The 15,482-nt window shown below is 71.7% G+C and carries 16 protein-coding genes; 5 read left to right on the top strand and 11 right to left on the bottom strand.

Going from position 1 to position 15,482, the window contains the following annotated elements; all coding sequences use genetic code 11:
• The first annotated feature begins 45 nt into the window (after positions 1-45).
• Positions 46-729, top strand: a complete 684-nt coding sequence (locus tag J1M46_RS03175) for a copper resistance CopC family protein (RefSeq protein ID WP_206446494.1) — start codon at positions 46-48, stop codon at positions 727-729.
• 99 nt (positions 730-828) lie between these two features.
• Here J1M46_RS03175 and J1M46_RS03170 read toward each other — a convergent pair whose 3' ends face one another.
• The 3 genes from J1M46_RS03170 to tig all read right to left on the bottom strand — a co-directional run bounded on the left by J1M46_RS03170 (position 829) and on the right by tig (position 3,615).
• On the bottom strand, positions 829-1,497 hold the full coding sequence (locus J1M46_RS03170; protein WP_206446493.1) for an ATP-dependent Clp protease proteolytic subunit: 669 nt from the start codon (positions 1,495-1,497) through the stop codon (positions 829-831).
• Positions 1,497-2,111 carry an ATP-dependent Clp protease proteolytic subunit gene (locus tag J1M46_RS03165; protein WP_206446492.1) on the bottom strand — a complete coding sequence of 205 codons (615 nt, stop codon included), beginning with the start codon at positions 2,109-2,111 and terminating at the stop codon, positions 1,497-1,499. The genes J1M46_RS03170 and J1M46_RS03165 overlap by 1 nt, the downstream gene beginning before the upstream one ends.
• A gap of 142 nt (positions 2,112-2,253) precedes the next feature.
• Entirely contained in the window at positions 2,254-3,615 is a 1,362-nt protein-coding gene (gene tig, locus J1M46_RS03160; RefSeq protein WP_342384251.1) for a trigger factor, read from the bottom strand.
• Between the two features lie 267 nt (positions 3,616-3,882).
• On the opposite strand from tig, the gene sigK reads away from it, so the two are divergent.
• The gene (gene sigK / locus J1M46_RS03155) at positions 3,883-4,431 is read left to right on the top strand and encodes an ECF RNA polymerase sigma factor SigK (protein WP_342384250.1); all 549 of its coding nucleotides are present in this window, start codon (positions 3,883-3,885) and stop codon (positions 4,429-4,431) included.
• Positions 4,428-5,288, top strand: coding sequence for an anti-sigma factor (locus J1M46_RS03150; RefSeq protein WP_206446489.1), 861 nt, complete (start codon positions 4,428-4,430; stop codon positions 5,286-5,288). The genes sigK and J1M46_RS03150 overlap by 4 nt, the downstream gene beginning before the upstream one ends.
• A gap of 89 nt (positions 5,289-5,377) precedes the next feature.
• Here the strand turns inward: J1M46_RS03150 and J1M46_RS03145 are convergent, their stop codons facing one another.
• Positions 5,378-6,472, bottom strand: a complete 1,095-nt coding sequence (locus J1M46_RS03145) for a Fic family protein (protein WP_342384249.1) — start codon at positions 6,470-6,472, stop codon at positions 5,378-5,380.
• Positions 6,473-6,923: 451 nt separating this feature from the next.
• On the opposite strand from J1M46_RS03145, the gene J1M46_RS03140 reads away from it, so the two are divergent.
• Complete coding sequence (locus tag J1M46_RS03140) at positions 6,924-7,880, top strand: EamA family transporter (RefSeq protein WP_206446488.1); 957 nt, start codon at positions 6,924-6,926, stop codon at positions 7,878-7,880.
• A 54-nt stretch (positions 7,881-7,934) separates the two neighbouring features.
• Here J1M46_RS03140 and J1M46_RS03135 read toward each other — a convergent pair whose 3' ends face one another.
• The 7 genes from J1M46_RS03135 to J1M46_RS15205 form a co-directional block, all read right to left on the bottom strand.
• Entirely contained in the window at positions 7,935-8,693 is a 759-nt protein-coding gene (locus tag J1M46_RS03135) for an ATP-binding cassette domain-containing protein (RefSeq protein WP_206446487.1), read from the bottom strand.
• Entirely contained in the window at positions 8,690-9,562 is an 873-nt protein-coding gene (locus tag J1M46_RS03130; RefSeq protein ID WP_342384248.1) for an amino acid ABC transporter permease, read from the bottom strand. The genes J1M46_RS03135 and J1M46_RS03130 overlap by 4 nt, the downstream gene beginning before the upstream one ends.
• Before the next feature lie 2 nt (positions 9,563-9,564).
• Positions 9,565-10,428: an ABC transporter substrate-binding protein gene (locus tag J1M46_RS03125; RefSeq protein ID WP_206446486.1), complete on the bottom strand. Its 864-nt coding sequence runs from the start codon at positions 10,426-10,428 to the stop codon at positions 9,565-9,567.
• A 136-nt stretch (positions 10,429-10,564) separates the two neighbouring features.
• Positions 10,565-11,047, bottom strand: coding sequence for a cupin domain-containing protein (locus J1M46_RS03120; RefSeq protein ID WP_342384247.1), 483 nt, complete (start codon positions 11,045-11,047; stop codon positions 10,565-10,567).
• Positions 11,044-12,339: an amidohydrolase family protein gene (locus tag J1M46_RS03115; protein ID WP_206446485.1), complete on the bottom strand. Its 1,296-nt coding sequence runs from the start codon at positions 12,337-12,339 to the stop codon at positions 11,044-11,046. The genes J1M46_RS03120 and J1M46_RS03115 overlap by 4 nt, the downstream gene beginning before the upstream one ends.
• Positions 12,336-14,150, bottom strand: a complete 1,815-nt coding sequence (locus tag J1M46_RS03110; protein ID WP_342384246.1) for an adenosylhomocysteinase — start codon at positions 14,148-14,150, stop codon at positions 12,336-12,338. Before J1M46_RS03110 ends, J1M46_RS03115 begins: the two co-directional genes overlap by 4 nt.
• Before the next feature lie 272 nt (positions 14,151-14,422).
• A complete protein-coding gene (locus J1M46_RS15205; protein WP_241248994.1) occupies positions 14,423-14,641 on the bottom strand; it encodes a helix-turn-helix domain-containing protein in 219 nt (72 codons plus the stop codon).
• Positions 14,642-15,187: 546 nt separating this feature from the next.
• Between J1M46_RS15205 and J1M46_RS03100 the strand changes: the two genes are divergently transcribed.
• The coding region (locus J1M46_RS03100; RefSeq protein ID WP_206446484.1) for a hypothetical protein at positions 15,188-15,482 on the top strand (295 nt) is incomplete at its 3' end.

Here is a 15,482-nt window from a genome sequence, read left to right as displayed (position 1 = left end):
CGACCACGCCGCCGCAGGGCAGATCGCCATCGATAGACTGGCGGCATGCTTCCAGCCCTCGCCGTGCTCTCGGCCGTCCTCCTGCTGCCCGCCCACGCATCCCTCATCGGCTCGACGCCCGCGGCCGGTGATGTGGTGACGGAGCAGCCGGGCAGCGTCAGCATCGTGCTGAACGAGGAGATCCTGGCCATCGAGGGCGCGAGCGGCTCGAACGCGATCCAGGTGACGGATGCGGCGGGCCTGTTCTACGGGGACGGCTGCCTGAGCGTCGACGGCGACATCGCGTCGATGCCGGCGCAGCTCGGCGAGGCCGGCGACTACGCGCTGACCTTCCAGGTCGTCTCCGCCGACGGCCATGCGGTCTCCGACACGATCGACTTCACCTTCGACCCGGCAGACGGCCAGGCCGGTGAGCCCGGCGTGGCCGAGGCCCCGGTGTGCGGCGCTGCTGCGCCCGAGGCCGAGCCCGAAGCCGAGCCCGAAGCCGAGCCCGAGGCCGAGAGCGACAGCGCGCCGGCCACCGCATCGGCCGAGCAGGGCGCCGAGAGCGAGCCGTCCGACGGCGCGGTCGAGCAGGGCGACTCGTTCCCCTTCATCGCCATCGGCGTGCTCGCGCTGCTGGCGCTGCTCGCGCTCATCGCCTTCCGCGCGAACCGGCTGCGGGGCCGGCTCAAGGAGCGGAACGACGTGCCCGAGCCCGCCGACGACGACGCCGACGGCACGCGCTGAGCTCGGCAGAGACGAGCGCAGGCCGGGGCAGCTCCCCGACCGCCGCACGCGCAAGAGGCCGGCACCCGAGCGGGTGCCGGCCTCTGTGCTTGGCTGCCGTCAGGCGCCGAGCTGGTTCGGCCCGGTCTTCCGGCTCGTGAGCACCTGGTCGATCAGGCCGTACTCGAGCGCCTCCTCTGCGGAGAGGAAGGTGTCGCGCTCGATGTCCTTCGACACCGTCTCGACGTCGCGGTTGGAGTGCTCCGAGAGCGTCTCCTCGAGCCATCCGCGCATGCGCAGCACCTCGCGCGCCTGGATCTCGATGTCCGAGGCCTGGCCGCGGCCGGCGTCCGAGGTCGCCGGCTGGTGGATGAGGATGCGCGCGTTCGGCAGCGCGAGGCGCTTGCCGGGCTCGCCCGCTGCGAGCAGCACCGCGGCGGCGGAGGCCGCCTGGCCGAGGCAGACCGTCTGCACCGCGGGACGGATGTACTGCATCGTGTCGTAGATCGCCGTCATGGCCGTGAACGAGCCGCCGGGCGAGTTGATGTACATGATGATGTCGCGGTCCGGGTCCTGCGACTCGAGCACGAGCAGCTGCGCCATCACGTCGTCGGCGGATGCGTCGTCGACCTGCACGCCGAGGAAGATGATGCGGTCCTCGAACAGCTTCGCGTAGGGGTCCTGGCGCTTGTAGCCGTAGGCCGTGCGCTCTTCGAACGTGGGCAGGATGTAGCGCGAGCCGGGCATCTGCAGGGCGCTGCCGCCGGACTGGAAGGTGGGAGTGTTCATCAGTTGCCGCCCTCCTGGCTGCTCGTGCCGTCCTGATCGGTGCCGCCGCCGCCGATGACGTCGGATGCCGACGAGCGCAGGTGGTCGACGAAGCCGTATTCGAGTGCCTCCTCGGCCGAGAACCAGCGGTCGCGGTCGCCGTCGGCATTGACCTGCTCGACGGTCTTGCCGGTGCGCTCGGCGGTGATCTCCGCCAGCCGGCGCTTCATGTCGAGGATGAGCTGCGCCTGCGTCTGGATGTCGCTCGAGGTGCCGCCGAAGCCGCCATGCGGCTGGTGCAGCAGCACGCGCGCGTTCGGCGTGATGTAGCGCTTGCCTGCCGTGCCGGCGGTCAGCAGCAGCTGCCCCATCGAGGCAGCCATGCCGATGCCGACCGTGACGATGTCGTTGGGCACGAACTGCATGGTGTCGAAGATCGCCATGCCGGCCGTGATCGACCCGCCGGGCGAGTTGATGTAGAGGTAGATGTCCTTGTTCGGGTCTTCAGCGGCGAGCAGCAGGATCTTCGCGCAGATCTCGTTCGCGTTGTCGTCGCGCACCTCCTCGCCGAGCCAGATGATGCGGTCGCGCAGTAGACGGTCGAAGACCGACGGCGCGAAGACGGGTTCAGCCACAGGTGACTCCTTCTCTCGATTGCTCTCAACCCTAGGCGAGCCACCGCCCTCGGACGGGCCGTGTTCGCCGCAGGCGGAGGCATGCGAAAGGCCGGGCTTCCGCCCGGCCTCTCACGTGTGGATCGGTGTGGATCGGTGTGGATCAGTCCTCGGCGTGCTGCGCCGCGAGCTTCGCCTCGGTCTCGCGGATGGCGGCCTCGACGTCGTCCTCGCCCACCTCGCCCGACTCGGCCGAGGGCAGGAAGTCGCTCAGGTCGACCGTCTCGCCCTTGTCGTCGACGACGGTGACGCGGCCGAGCAGCGTCGAGAGCGTCTTGCCGCGCAGGATGTCGCCCAGCAGCACCGGCAGCTGCCCGTTCTGCTCGAGCGCCTGCACGAGGTCCTGCGGACCCATCCCGTACTGGGCGGCCTGCTGCACGATGATCTGCGTCAGCTCCTGCTGCGTGACCTCGAGCTGCTCCTCCTCGGCGAAGCGGTCGAAGATCATCTGCTGCTTGAGCAGCTTGCGGGTCTCCTGACGCACCTCTTCGCCGTGCTCGGCGTCCTCCGCGCGGTTCTCCGCCTCGAGGTGACGGACGACCTCGTCCTCGACCACCTGCGTCGGCACCTCGACCTCGACGGCCTCGATGAGCTCGTCCTGCAGTCGCTGACGGGCCTGCTCGGCCTGGGCCATGCGGCCGGAGCGGCCGGCCTGCTCGGCCAGGTCGGCCTGCAGCTCGTCGATGGTGTCGAACTGGCTGGCCAGCTGGGCGAAGTCGTCGTCGGCCTCGGGCAGCTCGCGCTCCTTGACGGCCGAGACGGTGACGCTGACCTCCGCGTCCTTGCCCGCGTGGTCGCCGCCGACGAGGGTCGACGTGAAGGTGGTCTCCTCGCCTGCGGTGAGCGACTCGACGGCCTCGTCGATGCCGTCGATGAGCTCGCCGGAGCCGACCTCGTAGGAGATGCCGGATGCCTCGTCGACGGTCTCGCCGTCGATGGTCGCCGTGAGGTCGAGCTGCACGAAGTCGCCCTTGGCGGCCGGGCGGTCGACGGTCACGAGCGTGCCGAAGCGGGTGCGCAGCTCGTCGAGCTCCTTCTGCACGGCCTCGTCGCCGACCTCGACCGCGTCGACGGTGATGGTGCGGCCCTCGACCGTGGGCAGCTCGAAGTCGGGACGCACGTCGACCTCGATCTCGAGCACGAGGTCGCCGCTGAAGTCCTTCACCTCGGGCCAGCCGGTGACGTCGGCCTGCGGGCGGCCCATCGGGCGCACCTCTGCCTCTGCGACGCCCTGGCGGTAGAACTCGTCGATCGACTCGGAGACGGCCTGGTTCAGGATCTCCTCGCGGCCGACGCGCTGGTCGATGATCGCCGCGGGCACCTTGCCCTTGCGGAAGCCGGGCACGCTGATCTGCTCGGCGACGGTCTTGTACGCCTGGTCGATCGCGGGGCGCAGCTCCTGCGGCTCCACCGCGATGGTGAGCTTGGCGCGCGTGTTCTCGATCTTCTCGACCGTGGTCTTCACGAGGTGGTCTCCTGAGGGGTTCGTGGATGTGCCGGACAAGCCGACCGGTGACGCGAGGGCGCGCCGGATCCGCCGCGAGAGGGCGGACCACCGCCCAAGCCTACCGGCCGTGCGGGTGCGCGCCGCAATCCATCCGTTCGCCGGCGACGAACCACTCGCATGACCGCCCTCCTGCTGACCGCGCCGGCACCGCCCCTTCGGGTGCACGCGTCGACGGTTCGGCCGGTCGCACGGGCACGGGAGGTTGCGCCTGCGATACTCGGGCGCGTGGAGATCGACGTCGAGCAGTGCCTCGTGCGCGCCGCCGACGGCGACGAGCGGGCGTTCGCGCAGCTCTACGACGCCACCGCTCCGCGCGTGTTCGGCCTGGTGCTGCGCATCCTCGTCGATCGCGCGCAGGCCGAGGAGGTCGCGCAGGAGGTCTACCTCGAGGCGTGGCGCGTGGCACGGCGCTTCGATCCCGATCGCGGCGCCGCGATCAGCTGGCTGCTGCAGATCGCCCACGCGCGTGCGGTCGACCGCGTGCGCTCGTCGCAGGCGCAGCGCAACCGCGACGAGCGCGTCGGCGTGCGGGACACGCCCGTGCCGATCGACGACGTCGCCGAGCGGGCGGAGACCTCGCTCGAGTCGGCGAGGGCCCGGCGGGCGCTGACCGAGCTGAGCGATCCGCAGCGGGAGGCGATCGAGCTGGCCTACTTCGGCGGGCTCACGCAGACCGAGATCGCGGAGCGCCTCGGTGCCCCGCTGGGCACGGTGAAGACGCGAATGCGCGACGGGATGCGCCGATTGCGCGAGATCCTGGGTGTGACGACATGAGCAACGACGGCGACGAGAAGGACGGGGGCGAGGACATGCACGATCAGCAATGGGTCGACGACCTCGCCGCGGCGTACGCGCTGGACGCGCTCTCCCCCGAGGAGCGCGCGCTGTTCGAGGCGAAGGCCTCGCCGGCCGCGCGCCGGGAGGCGGAGGAGCTCGCCGACACGGCGACGCTGCTCGCCGGTACGGAGGTCGCTCCCCCGCCGGCGCTGCGCGCGAGCCTGCTCGACGCCATCCGCGCCGAGCCCCAGGACAGCGCCGAGCCGCAGCACAGCACCGAGCCGCGGCACAGCGCCCTGCCGCAGGCCGGCGCCGAGCCGACCGCCCCGGCCGCACCGTTCACGCGCGACGTCCACGACGCATCCGCCCCCACCACCGGCCGGCCCGGTCCGGCCGAGCGCCGCGCCCGCGCCCGCTGGCGCCCGGCGCGCGTGCTCGGCGCCGTCGCCGCTGGCGCTGCGCTGCTGGCCGGCGGCATCGCCATCGGCTCGCAGCTGGGCGGCGCGTCGCAGCAGGAGTCGCTGGGTGCAGTGATCGCGGCGCCCGACGCGCAGCGCAGCGAGGTCGAGCTCGAGGGCGGCGGCACCGCCACCGTCGTCTGGTCGCCCGAGCAGGGGCAGTCGGTCATCCTCTTCGACGGGCTCGGCGCCGCCCCCGACGGACAGACGTACCAGGCCTGGTACATCGACGCGGCGGGTCCGCACAGCGCGGGCGTGTTCCAGGCCGCCGGCGACAGCACCGCCGTGGTGCTCGAGGGCGAGATGGATGCGGGGGTCGTCGTGGGCGTGACCGTCGAGCCCGAGGGCGGGTCGGAGGCACCGACCACCGAGCCCTTCCTGGTCGTCGAGACCTGACGCATCCGCCCGTCACCCTCGCCTTCGCAGCGATCTTCCGGATCGGCGTGCCGGGGTCGAGTGATGCCGGCTAGCGCGTTGCCGGCATGTCAGCCGGTACGACCGCTGCGGGCGCGCCGAATCTTCTCGGCGAAGGAATCGAGCACGGTGAGGACGTCGTCGCTCTGCCAGACGCGGTTGCGCCTGCCGGCGCTGGTCTGGCTGAGCACGCCAGCCTCGACGAGCATGTCGAACGCGTTGATGGCGGTCGACGGGGAGACGCCGAGGCGCTCGGTGACGGTCTTCGTGTTGAGGACGGGCTGGCCGATGGTGAGGTCGATGAGCGGCCATGCTGTGGAGTGGGAGCGCGCCTGGACGCGGGAACGCATCTCGAGGCGGGCGGCAGCGAGCTCCTCGGTGAGGGAGTTGCCGAACACTGCGGCTTGTCTTGCGGAGCGCGAGAAGGTCTCCAGGATCGGGCGAACGTCGCCCTCGCGGTAGGCGGTGAGCGCTTCGATGTAGCCGTCGGGCTCGGTGAGCAGGCCGGCGGAGATGGGTGTGGCGACTCGCGTCGTGACGCCTGCCTGGCGGAGCATGGCGTGCACGAGTGCGCGGCCCGTCCTGCCGTTGCCGTCTGTGAACGGGTGGATGGTCTCGAACTGGGCGTGCGCGATCGCCGCGTGCGCCAGCGGTGGGATGTCAGTGCGCGCCACGAACACCTCGAGATCGCGCATGCTCTCCGCGACCCGCTCGTGGAGCGGCGGGACGAACGAGGCCGTCCTGGGTCCGGCGCCGCCACCGATCCACACCTGTTCGACGCGGAGCTCGCCCGGCGTGTGGAGCTGCTGGCCGCGCATGAGCGCCTCGTGCATGGCGAGGATGCTGTCGAGGCCCGGCTCGTCCACCAACTGCAGCGCCGCGTCCATCGCCCGCACGTTGCCGATGACGAGTTGCGCATTGCGCCCCGACTCCTCGCCGATCTGCGCGAGCGCGAGCTTCCGCACGGATGCGGTGAGCCCCTCGATCTGCGAGGACGACGCGCTCTCTGTGCGCAGCAGCACGGCCTGCATGGGCGCGAGCTGCGACTCGGCGCCGAGCATCCGGTCGGCATGTTCGTCGAGACGCACCAGGGCGGTCGTGGCTTCGCTGAGGTCTGCGGCGAGGTCGGCGGGCAGCGCGAACTCGAATGCAGAGATGGGCGGCACGACCGCGGCTTCGTAGTCCCCTCGGTTCGCCTGAGCCTGCCGTCTCGACATCCCGGAGTCGGCGTGGACGCGCCACTGCGCGGTCTCGTAGCTGACCAACGGCCAGGTCGAGGCGAGCGAGACTGCCGGCGGCGCTCCGGTTGACGGCGCGAGCGCTCCGCCGCTGGGAGAGCCGCTAGGCCGACGTGCCTCACGGTTGCGATCCTGGACCATACGCCCGATCTTACTTCGGGTTCCAGGGAAAGTCGCAATAAGCCGCCGCGCGATTTCGGCTTCCGTCCGACCGGAAACGGCCCCGCACGACTTCGCCCTGGGCGCGACGGTTGAGCCCGAGGGCGGATCTGAGAAACCGACCACGAGCCGCTCCTGCTCGTCCAGACCTGACGCATCCGCCCATCACCCGCTCGGTGCGCCGCCGCCCTCGGCCGTGGCGACCTGACAGGATCGCACGGTGTCTGATTCCGTGAGCGACCGGCCAGCGCGCTCGATGCACCTGGGCTCGATCGCGATCGTCGTCGCCTCGGTCGGGCTGGTCGTCATGTGGAGCTCGGGCTTCGTCGGCGCGGAGCTGGCGGCGCGCGCGGGCGGCGAGCCGGTGACCGTGCTCGCCTGGCGGTTCACGGTGCTCTCGGGCCTGCTCGTCGCGGCGATGCTGATCGCTCGCCGACGCTGGCCTCGGTGGCGCAGCTGGCTGCGGCAGGGCGGCATCGCGCTGCTCAGCCAGTTCGGCTACCTGCTGATGATCTTCGAGGGCGTGCGCTTCGGCGTCGACGGCGGCACCGCATCGCTGATCGCGGCGCTGCAGCCGATGCTCGTCGCCACGGTCGCGGGCCGGTTCCTGGGCGAGCGCGCCAACGGGTGGATGTGGGCGGGCATGCTCGCCGGGTTCGCCGGCGTCGCGCTCGTGGTCTCCGGGCAGCTGGGGCTGTCGGACGCACCGCTGTGGGCTTACGCCCTGCCGCTGATCGGTGTGCTCTGCCTCGGGAGCGGCACGGTGCTGCAGCGCCGCTGGCACGCGCACGACGACCTGCTGCAGACGCTGCTGATGCAGGCGGTGGTGGCTGCCGGAGCCTTCATGCTGGTGGCGCTGGTGCGGGGGCAGGCCGCCGTGCCGACCTCGATCGACATCTGGGGCGCGATCGTGTGGCTGGTGTGCCTGTCGAGCCTGGGCGGATACGTGCTCTACGTCACGGTGACGCGCTCGCACGGCGCGACCTTCGTCTCGACGATGCTCTACCTGACGCCGCCGACCACGATGCTGTGGGTGTGGCTCGTCTTCGGCGTGCCGGTCTCGCCGCTCGGCGTGATCGGCATGGCGGTCGCGGCGGCGGGCGTCGCCGTGGTGCTGGTGGCGCAGCGGCGGCTCGCGACCCGGCCGCACCCGCGAGAGATCGCCGACGGCGCCTGAGCCGCTCGCTGCGGGCGGATGCCGCACCATCAACCGGGGCGCGGCGACGTGCCGCTACGCGAGCGGGTCCTGCAGCCGCGCCAGGAACTCGCGCGTCTCGGGCTCGCGCGGCGCGTCGAATATCTGCTGCGGCGTGCCCGACTCGACGATGCGCCCGTCCTTGAGGAAGATCACGCGGTCGGCGACGCGGCGCGCGAACGACATCTCGTGCGTCGCCATCAGCATCGTGCTGCCGCCCGCCTTGAGCTCGCGCACGAGATCGAGCACCTCACCCACGAGCTGCGGGTCGAGGGCGCTCGTGATCTCGTCGAGCAGCAGCACCTCGGGGTCAGTCGCGATCGCGCGGGCGATCGCGACGCGCTGCTGCTGGCCGCCCGAGAGCCGGTCGGGGTAGTCGCGCGCCTTGTCGGCGAGGCCGATGCGCTCGAGCAGCTCGCGCCCGCGCTGCTCGGCGACGGCACGCTTGACGCCGAACACCTTGCGGCTCGCGAGCGTGACGTTGTCGAGCACGTGCATGTGCGGGAAGAGGTTGTAGTGCTGGAACACGACACCGATGCGGCCGCGGATGCGGTCGGCGTCGACGCGCGGGTCGGTGATGTCGGTCTCGCCCAGGAAGATCCGGCCGTCGTCGACCGGCTCGAGCAGGTTGATGGTCTTGAGCAGCGTGGACTTGCCCGAGCCGCTCGCGCCGATCAGCACCACCACCTCGTGCTGCGCGACCTCGATGTCGATGCCGCGCAGCACCGGGGTGTCGCCGAACCACTTGTGCACGCCGTCGATGCGCAGCACCGGCGCTGCCTGCTGCTCGCTCACACCGAGCCTCCGATCTGCTCACGCCGCTGCGCCCTGGCCGTGTACCAGTCGGTGAGGCGGATCATCGGCCACGACAGCGCGATGAAGAGGATGCCGGCGAGCACGTAGGGCGTGAAGTTGTAGGACGCCGCGACCTCGATCTGCGCCGCGCGGATCGCGTCGACGGCGCCGAGCACCGAGATGAGGCCGACATCCTTCTGCATCGAGACGAAGTCGTTCATGAGCGCGGGCGTCACCCTGCGCACCGCCTGAGGCAGCACCACCAGCCGCAGTGTCTTCGCGTAGCCGAGGCCGAGCGAGCGCGAGGCGAGGCGCTGCGAGGGGTGCACCGCCTCGATGCCGGCTCGCAGCACCTCGGAGACGTACGCCGAGTAGGTGAGGATGAGCGCGATCGTGCCCCACACCTGCGCGGGCACGCGGCCGAAGAGGTCGAGGCCGGGCAGCCCGAAGCCCACCAGGTAGAGCACCAGCAGCAGCGGGATGCCGCGGAAGAGGTCGGTGTAGATCGCGGCGGCGAAGCGCAGCGGCGTGAAGATCGGCCCCCGAAGGGTGCGCGCGATGGCCAGCAGGCTGCCGAGCACGGCCACCCCGATGGCGGCGAAGAAGAGCACCTGGATGTTGAGCCAGAGCCCCTCGATGACCGAGGGGAAGGCCTCGACCGCGGTCTCGAGGTCGAAGAACGACCGCTGCACGTCGGCCCAGCCCGGGCTGTTGACGAGCCCGACGCCGATGAGCACGGCGAACACGATGGTGCTGCCGATGCTGACGGCGATCGATCGGCCGCCCTGGCGCCTGCGGAACGCGCGGCGGTCGAGCTCGACGGCGCTCGGCGCGGGCCGCTCGAGTGCGGGCCGCTCGGGTGCTGGCACGACTACTGCAGGACGGCGGCGCCGCCGTTGTCAGCGATCCAGGTGGCGGCGAGCTCGTCGAGCGTGCCGTTCTCGCGCAGCGTGTCGACCGCGGCGGTCACCGCGTCGGTGAGCGGCGAGTCCTTCTCGAGCAGCAGCGCGAACTCGTCGCCGCCCTCGGCGCTGTCGATCTGGCCGACGAGCACGCCGTCGTCGAGCTGGCCGTAGGCGTTGTAGAACGCGGTGGGCAGGTCGGTGACGAGCACGTCGATCTGGCCGGCGATGAGCGCCTGCACCGTGTCCTCGTTGCTGTTGAAGATGGCGACATCGACCGTCGGATCGATGAGCTCGTCGACGACGCCGATCGTGGTGGTGCCCGCGGCCACGCCGATCCTGACCTCGCGCAGCTCGGCGATCGTGGTCGCCTCAGCGCCGTCGTTGCCGGCGAGGGACACGACGGCCTGGCTCGTCACGTAGTACGGCGAGGAGAAGTCGACGACCTCGGCCCGGTCGGGGTTGATCGAGAACTGCTGGATGTTGAAGTCGAAGTCCTTGGGGCCCGGTGCGATGACGCTGTCGAAGGTCGTGCGCGTCCACACCACGTCCTCCGCGGGGAAGCCCAGCTCCTCAGCGACCGCGTAGGCCACGGCGGCCTCGAAGCCCTCGCCCGACTCGGGATCGTCGTTCTCGACCCAGGGCGAGTACGCGGGCTGGCCGGTGGCGATCGTCAGCTGCCCGTCGACGAGCGTCGGCAGCCCGGTCTCGGAGCCCGTGGCGGGCTCGGGCGAGCCGGCCGGCTCGGCCGTGCCGGCGCAGGCGGTCAGGGCGACGAGGGCGGCAGCGGCGATGACGGTGCCGGCGGCGCGCAGACGGGTGGTGCGAAGCATGGTTCTCCTGGTGCTCCGGCCGCCCGCGGCGCTGGAGCGCGCAGGGTGGAGGCCGAGTGATGGTTCAGGGCTTCGCGCACGTGGCGACGAGGCCATGACAATCGTATGCGATCGACGATCCCCGTCCGCCACTCGGTTACGCCATATGACCGGCGCCGGCCTCGAGCTGCCAGTCGGCGAAGTCGAATCCGGGCGTGACGAGGCAGCTCACCAGCACGTCCCCGTCGGGTCGCACTGCCGCGTCGGCCGCCGGCACCGACTGCTGCCAAACGCCGGCGGGCACGAGCATCTGCTGCGCGGTGCCCGGGGTGCCCGGGGCATCGAGGCGCACGACCGACTCGGTGGCAGGGCGCTCGCCGGTGCCGCCGAGGTGCACGTCGAGCGCACCCGGGCCGTGCCAGAGCCACACCTCGTCGCTGGTGACCTTGTGCCACGCGGCATGCTCGTGCCGCTGCAGGAAGAAGTGGATGAGCGTGGCCGCGGGCCGCGGGCCATTCGCGGTCTCCAGGCCGTGGGCGGCCGTGTAGACGCGCCGGTACCAGCCGCCCTCCGGGTGCGGCGCCAGGTCGAGCTCGCGCGCCCGGACGGGCCGCGCGTCCGTCATCTCGTGCTCGGTCACGATGCCTCCCGCTCGAAGCGCAGCTCGCCCGCGATCACGGTGCGGGCGCAGGTGCCGGCACCGGCTTCGACGAGGTGCGCAAGGGTGTTCTCCTGGGTCGTGACCGGGATGTCGAAGAACGCCAGATCAGCCATGGCGCCGACGGCGAGCTGCCCGACGCGGTGCTTGCCCATGCTGAGCCCGAGAGCGGTCGCACCGCCGAGCGTGGCGGCCGAGAAGAGCCGCGCGTGCAGGTTCGGGCCGGCGAAGCCCTGGCCGACGGCGATGCGGTGCAGCGCGCTGACGTCGTCGAGCAGGTCGAGCGACGGCGAGGAGGCGAGCGAGTCGGTGCCGACCGAGATGGGGTTGCCCTCGTCGAGGTAGGCGGCGACGGGCGGCTCGTCGAGCCCGATGATCGCGTTCGAGCGCGGGCACAGCGCCACGCTCGTGCCGCGGGCGCGCAGCAGGGCGCGGTCGAGCGCGCTCACGTAGACGCCGTGCGCGATGTGGCAGTCGGGGCCCAGCACGCCCAGGTGGTCGACGAACTGCGTCGAGGAGACGCCGACGCCCTGCGAGCGCAGCGCGCGGAAGCTCGCGGCGTCCCCCTCGCGCCAGAGCTCGCCCGCGTCGTCGTGCTCGCGCTCCATGTGCGCCTCGGCAAGGTGGATGTGCAGCCGCATCCCCCGCTCGCGGGCGATGTCGGGCACCTCCAGCAGCGGCTCGACCTCGAGAGAGTAGGGCGCGTGGGGGGACACACCAACCCCCGGTGTGGACGGCATCCGCTCGAGCTGTGCGACGACCGACTCCCGTGCGCCGCCGTGCCAGACCTCGTTGCTGAGGCCGAAGACCTCCCAGTAGGCGATGCCGTGCATGCGCGCGTCGTGCAGCGCGCTGATGGCGGGGATGTCGGTGACGACGTCGGCGGCGCTGGTGACGCCGTGCGCGATCGAGTCGCGGGCGCCGCGGGCCGAGGCCGCCGCCCAGTCGTGCCCCTGCTCGCGCTCGTAGACGACGTCGAAGGCATCGCCCCAGTCGTCGAAGCCGCTGTAGGTGCGCTCGGCGACCTCGCTCATGTCGGTGTACTGCAGGTGCGTGTGCGCGTTGACGAGGCCCGGCGTGAGCACGCCCGGCCAGTGGTGCTCGGTGGAGGGGCGACCGCGCTCGGCCAACTGGCCGAGCACCCAGCGCCGGTCGCCGACGTGCAGGATGCGCTTGCCGCGCACGGCGACCGCGCCGTCGAGGATGCGGGGGCCGGTGACGGGGATCACGAGGCCGGCCGAGTAGACCTGGATCGGAGCGTCTTGGGCGGTCATCGCATGTCCTCTGCGGTCGGGCGGTAGCGGTGCTCGCGCCAGGGGTGGGCGTCGTCGGCGCTCGTGCAGCCGGGTCGATCGGGCACGGGTCGATCGGGCACCGGTGCGCCGCGCGCGGCGAGTGCGGCGCGGGCGATGGCGTGCTCGCCGGCTGCGCCGAGCTCGTGCACGCCGGGGGCGAGCGAGCTCGTGCCGTCCGCGCCGATCGCCTCGGCCAGCAGGCTCAGCGCGGTGAGCTGGGTCGCGAACGAGAGATCCATGATCTCGATCGGGTTGCCCTCCCCCGCCGTGTAGTTGACGCCGTCGCCGCCGGCCAGCAGCAGCACGTTGCCGGCGCCGGGCCGCTCGAGGTGCTCGATGTGGGGCTGGAGCGTCGTGCGGGCGAAGCCGCTCGCGAGGGCGCGGTCGAGCTCGATCTCCTGGTCGACGCCGCCGGCGACCGCGAAGACGCAGCCGTCGGCGGCGGCCTGCAGCGCATCGACGGTGATGGTGCCGGCGTGGCCGGTGGCGCTCACGACCACGTCGCTCGCGGCGACCGCCGCCTCGAGCGGCGCCACCTCGAGGCCGTCGAACATCGCGCCGAGCGCGCGCACGGGGTCATGCTCGACGACCGTGACGCGGGCCCCCATGGCCGCCGCGTGCCGGGCGACGCCGACGCCGACGGGACCGTAGCCGACGACGGTCCAGCGCCCACCGTGCACCCGACCGCCGCGGATGCCGGCCACGTCGAGCAGGTCGGCGATCGCCAGCACGCACGACTGGCCGGTGCCGTGCACGTTGTCGAAGAGCGTCTTGGTGCGGGCGTCGTTCACAGCGATCACGGGCACGCGCAGCGCCCCCTCGGCGGCCATCTCGCGCAGCGGCCGCACGCCGCTGGTGGTCTCCTCGGCGGCGCCGGCGAGCGCCGCGAGCGCCTCCGGCTGCGAGGTGTGGGCGAGCCGCACGAGGTGCGCGCCGTCGTCGACGAGCAGTTGCGGCGCCCAGTCGAGCAGCGCGGCGGCGTGCCGGGCGTCGCCGTCGGGGCCGGCATCCGCTGCGGCGAACACGGCGATGCCGAGCCGCGCGAGCGCGTCCGCGACCTCGCCGTCGGTCTCCCCCGAGCTCGCGAAGACGGCGACCTCGGCGCCCGCGTCCGCGAGCGCGAGTGCGAGCACGGCGGTCTTCGGCTCGAGCACCAGGCTCACGCCGATGCGCCGGCCCTCGAGCGCGCGTGCGGTGCCGAGCTGCCGCGCGAGCAGGGTGGTGCTGCGCATGAAGCGGCGGGCCCAGACGATGCGGGCCGCGCCGCGGTCGGCGCTCGTCACAACATCGATCGCGTCGAGCGCGTGCGACCCAGCACCGGTTCGCGGGCGCTCGCTCGGATCGACGCGCATCCAGAAGGCGGTGCGGTCGCGGCCCAGCAGCTCGCGCACGCCCGGTCGGACCTCGTCGCCTGCTGCCGCTCCCGCGTCCCAGCCGGCGGCGGATGCGTCGACGACGATCGCGTCGTCGACGAGCGGCAGGCCTCGCAGCAGCGCGTCGAGCGCCTCCGTCGAGCGCGCAGCTGCGGCGGCTGCCGGCTGCGCGGACTGCTGCGCATCGCACAGCACGAGCAGCTCGATGCGCGAGGTCGTGGCCCGATCGCCATCGCGGCCCGGCTCGGCATCGAGCATGCGACCGCCGAAGCCGCGCAGCATCGCGGCGAGCCGCTGCGCCAGGGCGCCGTCGCCGTGCACAGCGATGGTCGAGCCGGCGAAGCTGCGATTGGTCGCCGATGCGATCACCCGCGCCACCCTCTCGGCGGCCAGCGTCACGCCGCCTGCGTCAGTCACGCATCCATCGTATTCGCGGCGGCAGCACCCGCCGACTCGCAGCCGGTTCGGCCAGCGGTTCGATGCGGAGGGCACGCGTCGGGGCGACAGGATTCGAACCTGCGACCTCCCGGACAAAATCCCACCAGAACTGACCACGAGCGCAAGCGGATTGCAGCGCTCGTTACGACCGTAGGGTCACTTTTCGTCCCGGTCAAGACCGCTACGGCTACATGTAAGTGGCCACGGTCAGGGCACGCCGGCTGGGCCACTCGACACGTCTCGCGGCTGGACTACCTGATCTGCGCGTCGAGCCAATCGGCAACATCGGAAGCGCGATACAGCGGCATCTTTCCGCGCGTCGACGGCGGGCCGGTGCCTTTGTGTCGCCAGTTCTTCAGGGTCTCAGGCGTGACTCGACATACGGATGCCACGTCGTCCTGCGTGATGTACGCAGCACCGAGCGCCCGAAGATCCGTATAAGGGTCCAGCGGATTGCGATCGACGATCATTGGGGCTCCCAGAACCAAGATAGCCAGGACGTCGACGAGCGTCGACGATAGCCCCGCGGCACGAGAGCTTCCCCTTCGAGCATGACGCCCGACGCAGACGGATGCCGACTGCGTGCCTGGAGCGCGGATCAAGTCAGCCCGCCATTTGACTGGCGTGATCTCGGCAACTGTTGGCGACGCACCTCGGCCGGAGATTGCTGGCGATCAAAATTGGTTCCGCTCGGCGATATCGACGGCTGTAAGAGTGCCGACGCGCAGCCGCCACCCCGCCAGGAGCGCCGCCCGCACCGTGCGAAGCAATCCTCGGCTCGCCGCGCTCTGGAGCGCTGCCCGTCACATGCCCCACCTACGATCAGACCATGAGCGGATGTACTGCCCCGAGGGAAGGCCATCGCACCGCGAGCGGTGCCGCCAACTGCCCCGTATGTCGCTACCGCTGTGTTTTGTCAAGTCGAAGTCGGCCGTTTGAGCGCGGATTTTCCGGCCACGTGTGCGCGGATTCCGGCCAGCTGAGCGCGGCCGGTATTCGTGGCGTGGGCTGGGCCAGTGCGGGTGCTCGTCGCCGCCCGCGGGCGGGACTGGGAGGCTGTCGGCGAGCCGCTCCAGGACCGTGAGGGCGGCAGCGAGGTGCCCGGTGATGTGGCCTCTCGTATCGCCGTCGGCGACGGTGTCGGCGCGGGCGTCGGTGGTCGTGAGCGCATGGTCGATGCGGGCGATGGCTTCGTCGGTCGTGGCCTGCCATTCGCGGTCTCGTTCACCGATCGCGATCGTGGTGGCCGTGTGGCTGCGCGTGCGCGCGGGGGCGGGGTCGTCATTGCTGTGCTCCTCCGTTGGGCTATTT

It is taken from the genome of Agrococcus sp. KRD186 (assembly GCF_017168255.1).
Taxonomy (GTDB): domain Bacteria; phylum Actinomycetota; class Actinomycetes; order Actinomycetales; family Microbacteriaceae; genus Agrococcus.
This window is presented reverse-complemented; position numbering and strand designations above follow the sequence as displayed.